14 protein-coding genes are annotated in these 13,559 nt (G+C 62.5%); 9 read left to right on the forward strand and 5 right to left on the reverse strand.

What is annotated here, in order from left to right; genetic code table 11:
• The first annotated feature begins 121 nt into the window (after window positions 1-121).
• From CXQ94_RS12700 to CXQ94_RS12715, 5 genes are all read left to right on the forward strand, one after another.
• A complete protein-coding gene (locus CXQ94_RS12700; RefSeq protein WP_104090760.1) occupies window positions 122-1,630 on the forward strand; it encodes a CCA tRNA nucleotidyltransferase in 1,509 nt (502 codons plus the stop codon).
• A 10-nt stretch (window positions 1,631-1,640) separates the two neighbouring features.
• Complete coding sequence (locus CXQ94_RS12705) at window positions 1,641-2,270, forward strand: histidine phosphatase family protein (RefSeq protein WP_104090763.1); 630 nt, start codon at window positions 1,641-1,643, stop codon at window positions 2,268-2,270.
• A 528-nt stretch (window positions 2,271-2,798) separates the two neighbouring features.
• Entirely contained in the window at window positions 2,799-2,942 is a 144-nt protein-coding gene (locus CXQ94_RS22630) for a hypothetical protein (protein WP_181034203.1), read from the forward strand.
• A gap of 34 nt (window positions 2,943-2,976) precedes the next feature.
• On the forward strand, window positions 2,977-4,629 hold the full coding sequence (locus tag CXQ94_RS12710; protein WP_104090766.1) for a glycosyltransferase 87 family protein: 1,653 nt from the start codon (window positions 2,977-2,979) through the stop codon (window positions 4,627-4,629).
• Window positions 4,622-6,085: an NAD(P)/FAD-dependent oxidoreductase gene (locus tag CXQ94_RS12715; protein WP_104090768.1), complete on the forward strand. Its 1,464-nt coding sequence runs from the start codon at window positions 4,622-4,624 to the stop codon at window positions 6,083-6,085. The genes CXQ94_RS12710 and CXQ94_RS12715 overlap by 8 nt, the downstream gene beginning before the upstream one ends.
• Here CXQ94_RS12715 and CXQ94_RS12720 read toward each other — a convergent pair.
• Window positions 6,082-6,687: an NAD(P)-dependent oxidoreductase gene (locus CXQ94_RS12720; protein WP_104090770.1), complete on the reverse strand. Its 606-nt coding sequence runs from the start codon at window positions 6,685-6,687 to the stop codon at window positions 6,082-6,084. The two genes, CXQ94_RS12715 and CXQ94_RS12720, sit on opposite strands and share 4 nt — an antisense overlap.
• 88 nt (window positions 6,688-6,775) lie before the next feature.
• Between CXQ94_RS12720 and CXQ94_RS12725 the strand changes: the two genes are divergently transcribed.
• Window positions 6,776-7,168 (forward strand): helix-turn-helix domain-containing protein, encoded by a 393-nt coding sequence (locus CXQ94_RS12725; protein ID WP_104090772.1) that lies wholly within the window; start codon window positions 6,776-6,778, stop codon window positions 7,166-7,168.
• A 56-nt stretch (window positions 7,169-7,224) separates the two neighbouring features.
• On the opposite strand, the gene CXQ94_RS12730 is transcribed toward CXQ94_RS12725, so the two are convergent.
• From CXQ94_RS12730 to CXQ94_RS12740, 3 genes are read right to left on the reverse strand one after another with little or no spacing between them, the layout of a single operon-like run.
• Window positions 7,225-7,608 (reverse strand): META domain-containing protein, encoded by a 384-nt coding sequence (locus CXQ94_RS12730; RefSeq protein ID WP_104090776.1) that lies wholly within the window; start codon window positions 7,606-7,608, stop codon window positions 7,225-7,227.
• A 49-nt stretch (window positions 7,609-7,657) separates the two neighbouring features.
• Window positions 7,658-8,365 (reverse strand): ABC transporter ATP-binding protein, encoded by a 708-nt coding sequence (locus tag CXQ94_RS12735; RefSeq protein ID WP_104090778.1) that lies wholly within the window; start codon window positions 8,363-8,365, stop codon window positions 7,658-7,660.
• A gap of 56 nt (window positions 8,366-8,421) precedes the next feature.
• Window positions 8,422-9,537 (reverse strand): ABC transporter permease, encoded by a 1,116-nt coding sequence (locus CXQ94_RS12740; RefSeq protein ID WP_104090780.1) that lies wholly within the window; start codon window positions 9,535-9,537, stop codon window positions 8,422-8,424.
• Between the two features lie 178 nt (window positions 9,538-9,715).
• Here CXQ94_RS12740 and CXQ94_RS12745 point away from each other — a divergent pair, with 178 nt between their 5' ends.
• The 3 genes from CXQ94_RS12745 to CXQ94_RS22635 all read left to right on the forward strand — a co-directional run bounded on the left by CXQ94_RS12745 (window position 9,716) and on the right by CXQ94_RS22635 (window position 12,827).
• On the forward strand, window positions 9,716-11,005 hold the full coding sequence (locus tag CXQ94_RS12745; RefSeq protein WP_104090782.1) for a sensor histidine kinase: 1,290 nt from the start codon (window positions 9,716-9,718) through the stop codon (window positions 11,003-11,005).
• Window positions 11,002-11,652 carry a response regulator transcription factor gene (locus CXQ94_RS12750; protein ID WP_104090784.1) on the forward strand — a complete coding sequence of 217 codons (651 nt, stop codon included), beginning with the start codon at window positions 11,002-11,004 and terminating at the stop codon, window positions 11,650-11,652. The genes CXQ94_RS12745 and CXQ94_RS12750 overlap by 4 nt, the downstream gene beginning before the upstream one ends.
• 89 nt (window positions 11,653-11,741) lie before the next feature.
• A complete protein-coding gene (locus tag CXQ94_RS22635; RefSeq protein ID WP_181034204.1) occupies window positions 11,742-12,827 on the forward strand; it encodes a C40 family peptidase in 1,086 nt (361 codons plus the stop codon).
• 65 nt (window positions 12,828-12,892) lie between these two features.
• On the opposite strand, the gene CXQ94_RS12760 is transcribed toward CXQ94_RS22635, so the two are convergent.
• Window positions 12,893-13,552 (reverse strand): response regulator transcription factor, encoded by a 660-nt coding sequence (locus CXQ94_RS12760; RefSeq protein WP_104090787.1) that lies wholly within the window; start codon window positions 13,550-13,552, stop codon window positions 12,893-12,895.
• Window positions 13,553-13,559: the final 7 nt, after the last annotated feature.

Below are 13,559 nucleotides of genomic sequence, written 5' to 3' on the forward strand. Positions count from 1 at the left end.
ACTCTAGCTATCTTTGGGCGCGGATGATGACAGGGCGTATGGGGTGTTTGTTGGCGGCGTCACACAGTTGCGCGACGGCGGAGGCAGGGTGCGCAAAAAAGTCTGGCATCCTTAAGGGACTATGGAAATGGTGCCAGATACCTCGAATTTAGACCCGGTAGTCCTTGAATTGGGGCAACTCTTTGCCGATGCCGGTTTTGAGCTGTCCCTGGTGGGCGGCCCGGTACGTGATCTTTACCTGGGGAGAGTTTCTCCGGACCTTGACTTCACCACCAACGCCACACCGGATGAGATTCTCAGTGTGGGCAAAAAATGGGCGGACTCGCATTGGGAGATGGGCCGCGCCTTCGGCACCATCGGCTTCCGCAAGCGCAACCACAACTTGGACGTGCTGCTCATTGAGGTGACCACGTACAGGGCCGAGGCTTACGACCCCGAGTCACGCAAGCCCGAAGTCGCTTTTGGCACCTCCCTGGAAGAGGACCTGCAGCGGCGCGATTTCAGTGTCAACGCCATGGCCCTGCGGCTGCCCGGCCTGGAGTTGGTTGACCCCTACGGTGGCGCCACCGACCTCGCAGCAGGCCTGCTGCGCACCCCTGGCACCCCGCAGCAGTCTTTTTCCGATGACCCGCTGCGCATGATGCGGGCGGCACGCTTTGCCTCGCAGCTCGGCTTTGACGTCCACCCTGACGTCCGTTCGGCCATGACCGAGATGGCCGAACGAATCAGCATCATCTCCGCCGAACGGGTGCGCGATGAGTTGGTCAAGCTCATTTGCGGGGCCCACCCCCGCGCCGGTGTCGACATTTTGGTGGAGACCGGGCTAGCTGCGCTGGTGCTGCCGGAGGTGCCGGCCCTGAAACTGGAAACCGACGAGCACCACCGCCACAAGGACGTCTACCAGCACTCCCTGCAGGTCCTTGAGCAGGCTGCTGCACTGGAGAGCGGCCCCGACGGGCCGGTTCCCGGGCCTGACTTTGTGCTGCGGTTTGCCGCGTTGATGCACGACGTCGGAAAGCCCAAGACCCGCCGATTTGAACCCGCCGGTGGCGTGAGCTTCCGCCATCACGACCTTGCCGGGGCAAAGCTGACAGCTAAGCGGATGAAGGCGCTGCGGTTCGACAACGAGTCCATCAAGGCCGTCTCACGCCTGGTGGAACTGCACATGCGCTTCTACGGCTACGGGGAGTCCGGGTGGACCGACTCCGCAGTGCGCCGTTACGTGACAGACGCTGGACCTCTCCTTGAGCGCCTACACCTACTGACCCGATCCGACGTCACCACTCGCAACCAGCGCAAGGCGGACAGGCTGTCCTTCGCCTACGACGACCTCGAGGCGCGCATCGCGGAATTGGCGCAACGTGAAGAGCTTGAATCAATCCGACCCGATCTTGACGGTCAAGCGATCATGGTCATGCTCGGGCTAAAGCCTGGCCCGGTGGTGGGGCGGGCCTATAAATACATGCTTGAACAACGCATGGAGCAAGGTCCGCTAGACGCGGAGGCGGCCGAGGCTGCCCTTCGTCTGTGGTGGTCACAGCAGCCCGAGTCGGCGCCTGTGCCGGTGGCCGGCGAGGACGTGGCCCGGGAAGAGAAGTCACTGAGCAAGCCAGAGAACGTCGACGAATAGGACTCAACTCATGAGCAACGCACCTGCAGGCTCGACCCCCCTGACCCATATTCCCGTTCCGGGGGGTCCTCAGCTGTGGCTGCTGCGTCACGGCGAAACTGAATGGTCCCGGAGTGGCCAATACACGGGGCTGACGGATCTGCCGCTGACACCATTGGGTGAGGAGCAGGCTCGATCTGCGCGCGCCGCCCTGTTTGGCACAGTCTTTGACCTAGTACTTACCTCCCCCCTGCAGCGCGCTCGACGCACAGCCGAGTTGGCCGGGTATCCCGATGCTCAGGTGGAGCCCAACGCGGTGGAATGGGACTACGGCGACTACGAAGGCATCAACAGCGCCGTGGTGCGTGCCGAAAACCCCGGCTACTTGATCTGGGATGACGGCGTTCCCCACGGGGAAACGCTGGAGCAAGTGGTTGCACGTGCCGACGCCATCGTACAGCGGGTTCGCGCACCCCAGCCTGACGGCAGCGTTGCCGCCAATGTGCTCTTGGTGGCGCACGGGCACTTCCTGCGCATCCTGACCGCCCGGTGGCTGGGCTTGGACGGCAGCCAGGGACGCCACTTCCTGCTGGGCACCGCCAAGGTTTGCATGTTGGGCTGGGACAAGAAAACGCCCGCCGTGGAGCAATGGGGCCTGTAGGCAACAATTGGCGAGTCGGGTTCCACGAGCCGCCCGTAAGGATCAAAGAAGGCCGCTTCCACGCCGTGGAAGCGGCCTTCTTTGATCCAGATCAAATTAATGTTGATTAATATTTGAGTTCAACTGGCCAACAGGGCAATTTATGCTGTACGTTATTAATTAGTCCCGATGAATTCCCTCGGGATGTTCGCGTGCAAGTCGAAGGGAGGCCATGATGTTTACAGCAATCAAGTCCGGAGCTAATCATTATCGTATGGCCTCTACTTGGCACGCCGGCAAGGCGTCATAACCGCTCAAGGTTTTCGCCCGCTGCCACACTCGTCAGCAAAGGTCATCTCGAAGTAAATACCAGCCCGGTGCGGATTATGCACCAGCTCTTCGGTAACCACTGGCATCAACGCACAAAATCACTCGCGCCTTTTTGTGCTCTTATAATGCTCTAAATCCGCAAGGGAATAATGGCTTTATTTGTCGCGCCAAAAATAGAAATTGTTTACTCGATATTAATGATTGAAAGGAGGTGAAAAGGTGAAACCAGAATCATCAAGGCCCGTCCGGTTGTCTTCGCTGCGAAGAGTGTTCTTCGCTCCCGTGGACCAGCAAAAGTTCGATGAGATGAGGGACCGGACGCAGGAACAAATCTTGCGGGTCGACCTGTTCAACATTCGCTAGATCCTTGCGCCTACTTTGAGAGGAGGCGGTGAGGATGACCATTACTCATTCGAACATCACAGCCCCCCAACATGGTGGCACCACTGCCGGTGCCGCCGCCAACGGTGAACAGCCCGCGCTGCACAGCGCGGGCTGTTTCATTTTCAAGAGCACCCCCAGCCGAGCGGGGCCACATCAATACTTCACGCCAATCCATGGTGTGCCAGGTTCAGCCGGTAGGCTCGTAGCCATGCAGGAGTCAGCTGCCTCGGGGCACCACCACAGGCACCAAATTGTTGTACCATCACGCAGCGATCCGTTGCTGCGGACCATGACCGAACCAATTGGTGGCCCCCTGGGTCGGCGAAGTGCCCCTGGCAGTACTGATCCCGGGTTCTTCTCCGTAGAGCGGGTGCTGATTTTGATGGCGGCCGTATCGGCAATCATCGCCGTGGTTGGCAAGTTCCATTGCCGGCAAACCGGTTGGACCACGCCTGACCAATACTCGACCGTTTGCTGGTCCGTGTTTCCCAATTCCTTTGTGGAGAATAAGCTCGGCTCACTTTTCCCCTACTTTAGCCCCGGCGCCACCTTCGACTACCCGCCCCTGGCGGGGATGATTGCCGGTTTCACAGCGTGGCTGACACGCTGGGCTGGCAACGGTGCCACGGGGCAGCTGGCCTTCTTTGACATCAACGCGGCTTTGATTGCCGTGGTGTGGATCTTCACCGTAGTAGTGCTGGCGAGAACGTCGGGCCGGCGTCCGTGGGATGCGGCGATCGTCGCAGCCAGTCCACTGCTCCTGCTGGCCGCATTTGTCAGCTGGGACTTCTGGGCCGTTGGATTGGTGAGTCTGGGACTTTACTTCTTCGCCCGCGGCAGCACCATACTGGCCGGAGCGGCCTTGGGGCTGGCAACCATGGTGGCCCCCTATGCGCTGCTGGTTCTGCTGGTCCTGCTAGTTCTTGGCATCCGGACCGGCAAGGTCCTGCCGGCCGTTGAAGCACTCGTCGCGGCGGGCATTGCCGCCCTGGTGGTTCTGGTCCCGGTCTTGATTAGCAACCCCTCGGCATGGGGCGTGTACCTGACACAGCTCATCGCCGATCCACCCTCTGACTCGTCCATCTATGGCGGCTACAACTTGGTGGCCGGTCGAATAGGCGCATCCCTGATGAGCGTGGAGACAGCAAATGTTGTGGCTGTGATCCTCCTAGCCCTGTTGGTATTGGCAGTGGTTTTGCTGGGGTTGTTCACAGCTCGCCGACCGCGGCTTGCGTCACTTGCCGTAGTGGCGGTGGCGGGCCTAATAGTGGTTGGGAAATTCTCGCAGCCGTGGCACGCAATCTGGCTGCTGCCACTACTCGCGTTGGCGCTGCCGCGCTGGCGGCCACTGCTGCTGTGGCAGGCAGCGGTCATCACACACTTCATCGCGTGGATGCTTTTTCAAAGTAAGCAGCTGGGCAACATCGCCGATACCCACGCCATCGACATGCCGTACTTCATCCTGGCCGCGCTATTGGGCGCGGTGGCCACGTGCGCCATTGTTGCCTTGACCATCAGGGACATGCTGCATCCGCAAAACGATGTGATCCGCCGGGCCGGGGTGGACGATCCACAGCTGGGGGCCCTCGGTGCAGACCACACGGACGTGGGCGCTGGTTCGTCCAAGGAGGGCGTCACCGCGCACGGCTTGCCCTCTCATGACTGATGTGGCGGTGGTCGGGGCAGGCCCGAACGGCTTAGCCGCGGCCCTCACCATGGCGCGGGCCGGATTGTCGGTGGTGGTTCACGAAGCCGCCGACGCGGTAGGTGGCGGAACTCGCACCAGCGAACTGACACTGCCCGGATTTCACCACGACGTATGTTCGGCGGTGCATCCCATGGCCCTAGCGTCGCCGTTCTTCCGGGCCTTCGGGCTCGCCGAACGTATTGAGCTGCTGGTGCCGGAAATTTCCTACGGCCACCCGCTTGACGGCGGCCGGGCCGGGATTGCCTACCGCGACCTCGATCAGACGGTTCAGTCACTGGGCGTGGACGGAAAAGCCTGGCGATCTCTCATGGAGCCGCTGCTGCGCAGGATGGACGGGGTCATCGACTTCACCCAAAACAACCTTGCCAGGTTCCCTGCGGACCCCCTGGCCGCCGTCAACTTTGGCCTGCGCACCCTGGAGCAGGGAACCCCGGCATGGGCGTTCCGCTTCCACGAGCAGGTGGCGCCAGCCATGCTGACCGGTGTGGCCGCCCATGCAATTGGGAGGCTGCCGAGCCTGGCCGCCGCGGGGGCTGGGCTTCTCCTGGGAGCCCTTGCCCATGCTGGTGGCTGGCCCGTTCCCCGCGGGGGTTCACAGGCCATCGCGGAGGCCATGGCAGCGGACCTGCTGGCACACGGGGGCACCATTTCGCTGGATTCACCCGTCACCAGCATTTCCGCGCTGCGCGCCGAGACCGGGGCACGCGCCGTCATTTGCGACCTCACCCCGCGGGCCCTGGCGCGGCTTGGTGCGGACGAATTGCCGGATCGCTACATCCGCAAGCTGGAGTCTTTCAAGTACGGGGCAGGCGTGTGCAAGGTGGACTTTGCCCTGTCCGGCCCGGTGCCGTGGGCCAACCCGGAGCTACACCGCGCACCTACCCTGCACCTGGGCGGTTCCCGAACGGCCATCGCCTTGGCCGAACGCCAGGTGCTCGCCGGAGGGCATCCCGAGGCACCCTACGTCCTTGCGGCACAACCGGGCGTTCTTGATCCCGGCCGGGCACCTGCTGGTCAGCACACGTTCTGGGCTTACACCCATGTACCGGCGGGCTCCACCCGGGACAGGACCGAAGCCGTGGTCGCCCAGGTGGAGCGCTATGCGCCTGGATTTAGGGACCTGATCCTGGCAACGCATACTGCCACCGCCGAGGACGTGGGCGTGTACAACCCCAACTACATTGGCGGAGACATCAGTTCCGGTGCTGTCACCCTGACGCAATTGCTCAAGCGTCCGGTGGTGGCCCGGGATCCATGGCGGACGCCGGCTCCGGGTCTCTATCTTGGCTCCGCGGCGACACCCCCAGGTCCCGCCGTACATGGCATGGGAGGCTGGTTCGCAGCGCAGTCGGCCCTGCGCCACACCTTTGGCCTGCCTACCCCAGACCTCGGGCCCGGGCCGGCAAAGCCTTAGTTGGCGACGGAGTAGCGTGCCCGGATGTGCCGCGGCGTTTCCAGCTCGTCGATGATGGCCACGGCAAAGTCCTGCGTGGAGATAGTATCGCCGGCAGGTGAGTTTGCGCCTACCTTGTAGGTGCCGGTGCGCGTGCCTGGGGCGATCTGGGGCGCCGGAGCCTGCACGGTCCAGTTGACGGACTCCGGGAGGGCCGTAATGGCGTCGTAGGCGGCGGCCAGGGTCAGGGCCTCGGGCTTGTACGCCTCAGGGAACCCTGGCAGGTCAACCAAACGCTGGCCATCAATCATCAAGGCACCGGCCCCGCCCACAACCAGCGTGCGGGTGGCGCCCACGTTTGCCAGGGCCGTGGCCATGGCGTCCAGCCACGGCTGGTGGTCCTCGCCGGTGCGGCTGGGACCCGTGGCGAGGACCACGGCGTCGTGCGAGTTTGCGGCGGAGGCTACGGCTGCGGCGTCGGCCAGTTCCGCGGCGAGGGCTGTGGCGCCGGGGACTGTCTTGCCCGAGCGGGAAATGGCTGTGACTTGGTGGCCGCGGCTCAGGGCCTCGGCAGCGATCTGTGAACCGATCATGCCTGTCGCTCCAAAAATTGCAATCTTCATGGGGAACTCCTCATTGGTATCGAAAGGAAACTAATGAGACGATAGTATCCATTAGATACTTGGGTGCACAAGGATACTGGGTTACCAAATGGATACTGAAGATTTTATTGGCAACGTGTTTGACGCGGATTGCCCATCGCGGGTGCTGTTTGCCCGCATTGGGGACAAATGGGCAACTCTTGTCATTGAGGTTCTTGCCGACGGGCCGCTGCGGTTCTCCGAGCTTCGGAAGCGCGTGAAGGTGGTGACGCCGAAGGTGCTGACCCATACGCTGCGGTCGCTGGAGCGCGACGGGCTGCTCAACCGCACCGTCTACCCGCAGGTGCCGTCCAGGGTGGATTATGAATTGACGCCGCTGGGCCAGACGCTGTTGCCGCCACTGACGGCACTTCGTCAATGGGCCGAGAACAACGTCTCAACCATGCTGCGTGCCCGTGACGAATACGACGAGGAACAAGACGCCGTGACGCTGGGCCTTTAACGCAAGAACGGGACCTGTACAGGTCCCGTTCTTGCGGAGAATTCTGGTGCCGGTGCTTAGCCGCGGCGCTCCAGTTTGCCGATGACTGCGCCGTTGGCGTCAGTGATGGTCATGGTGTCGCCACTCAAAGTGGCGCCCTTGGCCTTGGACAGCCAGGTGTCGACGCCTTCACAAGCCATCATGGTGGCACCAAACTGCGGGAACGTGAGCTCACCGGCGGCCATCATCCACTGCCCCTGGATCCGGTTGCAGCCATCGCTTCCGGTTACATAGCCGGCCTGGTCGTTGTTCTGCTCGGCCGCCAGGGCCAGCTCCAGGTACGGCTGCTTGTCAGTGTTGTAGCCGTCGCCCCAGGTGCCGACAGGACCTGATGCAGCACCACAGGAAGAGATGGTCAAAGCAAGGAGAAGGCTGCCGGCAAGGGCGAGGACGCGTTTCATGAGAGGGTGGCTCCGTTTCGAGTGACTCAAGTATGAGGTTTCCCCCATGTTATTGCATAGCGGGAACCGCTGCCGTCATGGCGCCGTCGCGCATGGTTGCCACGGCATCGGTGAGCGGGACGAATTCGGTGTCGTGAGTGACCATGACCGTGGCCACGGCGAACTCGTCGGTGACCTTGCGCAACAGCCGCACGATGGACTCGCTGCGCTCATGGTCCAGGGCCGCCGTCGGCTCATCTACCAGCAAAACCTTGGGGTCCCCCATCAGGGCCCGGGCAATGTTGACGCGCTGGCGCTGGCCACCGGAGAGCTGGTGCGGGCGCTTCTTGGCGCAGTCGGCGAGTCCGACGACGTCGAGCAGCTGCGCCGCCTTAGCCTCCGCCGCGCGCATGGACTTCCCGCGCAGGTGGTCGCTAATGATGAGCTGTTCGGCGGCCGTCAGGGACGCGAGCAGGTTTGGCTGCTGGAAAATGATGCCCACCTTATCGCGCCGAACGGCCGTCAGCGCCTTCTCACTCAGGACTTGAGTGTCGGTTCCATCGATAAGAACCAGTCCGCTGGTGGGCTTGATGAGTGTGGCGGCAACGGCCAGCAGGCTTGACTTGCCGGAACCCGAGGGCCCGATCAGGGAGAGAAATTCGCCGGCATGCACCTGCAGGTTCACGGAGTCCAGCGCCGTGATGGTTCCCTCTCCGTCGGGGTAGTCAAGGGTGACGTTGATCAGGCTGAGGGCTGGAGTTGAATTCTGTGCAGACATGGGGTTTTCCTTAGATTCAGAAGATTCAGAAGGGGGTGTTTGGCTCGCGCCCGGGTTCAGTTTCCGCCGAGGGCGATGAGGGCGTCGACGCGGGTGACCTTGCGGACGGCAAAGGCGGAACCGGCCAGGCCCAGGAGAACGATTCCCACGATCGGAACGATGGTGGTGGCCGGGGTAACCAGGAAGGGTGCGGCCTGTGCGGCGAAGAAGCCACCGATCACGCCCACCAGTCCACCCGCGGCGGCACCGGCCAGCAGCACGATCGCTGCCTGGGTCAACGCATCCTTGAGCAGGTAGGAGGAGGAAGCTCCCATTGCCTTCAGGACGGCAATATCGCGGGTGCGCTGTACTGTCCACACCGTCAAGAATGCGACGATCACCAGGGCCGAGATCCCATACAAGAAGGCCTGCATCATCATCAGCGAGCCATTCTCGCTCTTGTAAGAGCCAAGGCCGGCAAACGCTCCGGTACGGGTGGTGCTGACGGTTCCGGCGCTAGCGTTGGCGGCGTCCGTGTCAACGGTTGCACCGGCGTCGTAGGTTACGGCGATGACGGTGGCGATCTGCGTCGGGTCACTGAGGTGGGACATGGCGGTCCAGGTGGGCAGCGTGGTCCAGACGACCGAGGTGTGCGAGTACCACTGGTCGGGCACAACGGCGCCGATTTTGAGGGTGGTGCCGCTCATGGTCACGGAATCGCCCACCGCCAGCTTGAGGTCCTTTGCCACGGATTCGCCAATGACAACCGTTCCATCTGTGACCGGCGCCGGCGTGATTCCGGCTTTCTCGGCGCCGGTGCCAACACCGAACACGGCAACGTTGGTGGTGCCCTTGGTATCCCCAGCGCCCTGGAAACGGGTCTGGCTGATACCCAACGGCACGCTCGAGGCAACACCGGGCGTCTTAGCCCAGGCATCGGCCTGCTTCTGCGTTACCTGGCTCTCGGTGAAGGAAACTTTAGGATCATTGGACCCGGGTGCGCCGAACGCCAGCTGGCTGACCGGGGCCGATGCACTCTTGCCAAGGTCTGCGATGGAGGAAGTCGACTGGTTGCCCAACCCGGCAGTCAGCCCAGAGAGCATGACAAGCAACAAGCTGATCAGGGCCACAACGGCGCCCATCAGGGCAAAACGGCCCTTGGCAAAGCGGATGTCGCGGATTGCGAGAAACATGTGCGAACTTCTTTCATTTGGCCCTGGCGGGCACCTCTACTTCTCTTACTTCCACAATCCCTCTATTCGGGGCCGCATCCATCGCGGGGATGGATGATCCGGCCATGCTCTCTGGTTGATTGCCCTGTCAACCATTTGGTTGATACGCGCTTGCTGGCGGAGCGTCTAGGCTGGTGACATGTCTGCCGTGGATACCCCGCCAGTGACGAGTGACGCCATCTTGCGATTTTTGCGGGTGACGCTCCACGTTGGCTTTGCCATTTTGCTGGCCGTGGCCATCGTGCGACTGCTGACCAGCAACCAAGACAGGGGCGGGCGGTATCTGTTCTTGGCCCTTGCCCTGGTGCTAGCGGTGGTGTATTTGCTGGGAACCGTGGCGGAGAAACGATTCGCGAGCGGCGCCCTGGCCAGGGACCCGCTCCGCTTTGCGTACCTGTGGCTGGCCCTGGTCACGGTGCTGTGGGCGGTGCTCATGGTGGGGTCTGTCGAATTTTCCTGGCTGGTGTTCCCGCTGTTCTTTCTGCACCTGCACCTGCTCCCGCGTTGGGCAGGCGTCACAGCCGTTGTGGTCATGACGGCGGGGGTAATTTTGGCCCAGTGGCAAGCTACTGGAGCCGCGACGCCGCCCTTACCGGTGATCATTGGACCGGTCTTTGGGGCGGCCTTCTCCATCGTCACTTCCAAGGCATACAGGTTGCTGTACCAAGAAGGCGAAAACCAGCGCAGGGCCGCGGACGAACTTCGCCGCACCCGCACCGAACTGGCCGCCACCCAACACGAGGCCGGTGTTCTAGCCGAACGGGCCCGCCTGGCCCGCGAAATCCACGACACCCTGGCCCAGGGTTTTTCTTCCATCATTTTGGTGTCGCGGGCTGCCCGGCGGTCCCTGGAATCGGCGGACGTGGAGTCCACCCTGGAATCAATTGACATGGTTGAGGCCACGGCGTCGGAGAATCTGGCGGAGGCCCGCACCTTTGTGCGCGGCCTATCCTCCCCTGCCCTGGAGGGGACCTCTTTGGTGGAAAGCCTGCGGCGCTTGTGTGAGAAAACCCAGCTGGAGGCGGCGGCCCGCGGTGTGAACCTCTCCTGCACATTCCGCGTGGACGGTGAGCCGGTGGAATTGCCACAGCCCTACCGGGTTACCTTGCTGCGCGCCGCCCAGGCGAGTCTTGCAAACGTCTGGCTGCACGCCAAGGCCGGCACTGCCGTCGTTAGCCTGGCCTATTTGGGCACGGAGGTGACGCTTGACGTTTTTGACAACGGTCGCGGTTTCAGGCCCGAAGAAATGGCCGAAGCGGTGGCAAACAGGAGTGACGGAAGTGGTTTCGGGCTGAAATCCCTGGCCGAACGCGTCGCCGTCCAGAACGGCACCCTAGAGATTGAATCGGCCCCCGGGGAAGGCACCGTGGTGGCGGTTCGCCTTCCGCTGGGACTTCAAATGAGCGATGAAAATGAGGGCATGGCATGAAAGAAACACGGATCCTCCTTGTGGACGACCACCCCGTAGTGCGGGCTGGTCTGCGCGCCATGCTCAGCGAGTTTGAAGGATTCACCGTGGTAGCCGAGGCGCCCGAAGGTGGTGCCGCCATCAAGGAAATTGAACGATTGCAGGCGTTAGGGGAGCCGCTGGATGTGGTGCTGATGGACCTGCAAATGGGCGCTGGGATGGACGGGGTCACCGCCACGAAGGCCATCAAGGCGATGCCATCACCGCCTCCAGTGCTGATTCTGACCACCTACGACACCGACGCTGACATTTTGGCGGCGGTCGAAGCAGGCGCCAGCGGGTACATGCTCAAGGACGCCCCGCCGGAACAGATCCGTGCCGCTGTGCAGTCGGCCGCGGCCGGCCAAACCGCCTTGGCGCCCGAAGTTGCGGCCCGACTTCTGGGACGAATCCGCAACCCAGCACCCGTACTTTCCGCCCGGGAGGTGGAACTTTTGGAGTTGCTGGCCACCGGCATGAGCAACAAGGCCATATCCAAGCAGCTGTTCATTTCTGAGGCCACCGTCAAAACCCATCTGGTGCACATCTACGACAAATTGGGTGTCGACAACAGGACCGCCGCGATTTCCGTGGCCACACAGCGCAGGATCATACGCACCGCAGGTTAGAAATTGCCGTTGGTAGAAACCCTGTTCGATTTTCAGATCGCGGCGTAGGCTCGTCCATACCGAGTGCGAGGAAGCCGGAGGGTCTCTCAATGTCGAATGGGCAAGGCATGCCGCGAACGTACCAATTGGGCCTTGCCGTTGCCTGCACCTTGCTAGCCTCCGCGGGCTTTGTTGGCGCTGGCTATGCCGGAACTTCTGCTGCTGACACGGCCACCGCCGCGCAGAACACGGTGCCAGTATCCACTAGTTCACAGGCCCTTCCGGCAGGCTTTGATTCCCCGGCGTCTGCGGAGCAAGGCTTGCAGGTTTCCTTCGCCCAAATGCTGATCACGGCGTCGAAGCCCACACCCCCGCAAATCATCGACCTGACCGGTCCCAATGACAACGCCCCACCACTAGCGCGTGCAGTTCTTGCCATGCGGGGAGACGTTCCGGAATACTCTGCAGACACGATTTCCAAGGTGCGCAAAGCCATCATTGCAGCCGCCTACGAGGGTCTGGGACACAAGTACGTTTGGGGTGGGACGAGTTTTAGCACCGGGTGGGACTGCTCCGGTTTTGTCCAATGGGCCTACGCTCAGGCCGGTGTTGGACTGCCGAGAACCGAACAATGGCGTCCCATGGTTGAAACCAAGAACCCGCAGCCGGGGGATCTGGTGGCGCAAAACCCTGATGGGCCCAACCATTGGGCGCACGTTGGCATCTACATTGGCAACGGCCTGATGATCAGCGCGCTCAACCCATCCGTTGGCACCATCTTGCATGCCCCGTCCGACACCAGCAATTCGACAACCTACTTCACGATGCCAGGCTTTGCCGCTCTTGATCAGCAGGCCGCCAAGGACAAGGCAGCGGCCGACAAAGCGGCTGCAGACAAGGCCGCCGCCACCAAGGCCGCCAGCCCAACGCCGACTGCAACGCCGTCGCCTACCGCTACGCCCACTCCGAAGCCGACTTCGACACCCACTCCAACGCCTACAGCAACGCCTACACCGACGCCGACCGCGACGCCGTCGCCCACACCGACAGCAACGGAAACGGCGACAAGACCACCCAGTGACCCGACGCCGTCGCCCACTGCTGAGCCATCGACGTCAACTGCTACGCCGGATCCAGGCAAGGCGGAAACGGCGACCGCACCTCCCACAGCCAGCGACTCGCCCACCCGCCGCTGAGGTCCCGGAGCGCCAACGAAAAAGACACTATGAGGTACCCGCTGAGAAGGCGGTATTCCGTCTACTCAACGGGCGGGACGCTGCAAGTAGCTGAGCACGGCAAGGACACGGCGGTGGTCGGTGGGGGATTGCTGCAGACCCAGCTTGGAAAAAATGGCGCTGATGTGCTTTTCCACGGCGCCGCCGCTGACAACGAGTGCCTTGGCGATGCCGGTATTGGTCAGGCCCTGGGCCATCAATTCAAGCACCTGCGACTCGCGAGGGCTGAGGGTGTGGAGGGGGTCGGCTGCGCCGCGGTTGGCCAGCAAGGCGGTGATGACCTCTGGATCGATCACGGTGGCGCCGGCCGCCACGCGTTCGATCGCATCGGCAAAGTCTTCAAATCTGGCCACCCTGTCCTTGAGTAGGTACCCCACGCCGCCCCCGGAGGAAGCACCCGCGAGTAACTCGGTGGCATAGGTCAGTTCCACATATTGGGACAACACCAGCACGGCCATCGACGGGTAGTTTGCCCGAACTTCCAGGGCAGCCTTGAGCCCCTCATCCCGATGCGACGGCGGCATGCGCACATCGGTGATCAGCAGATCGGGGAGATGCTCGGCCACGGCGGCCAAAAGTTCGGCCCCATCACCCACCGCAGCGCAAACCTCCGCACCGGTCTCTTCAAGCAAACGGACCAGGCCCTCACGGAGCAGGACGGAATCTTCAGCCAAAACAACACGCATGGCCCCA

This window comes from Arthrobacter sp. GMC3 (genome assembly GCF_002929305.1).
In the GTDB taxonomy this organism is placed as follows: Bacteria; Actinomycetota; Actinomycetes; order Actinomycetales; family Micrococcaceae; genus Specibacter.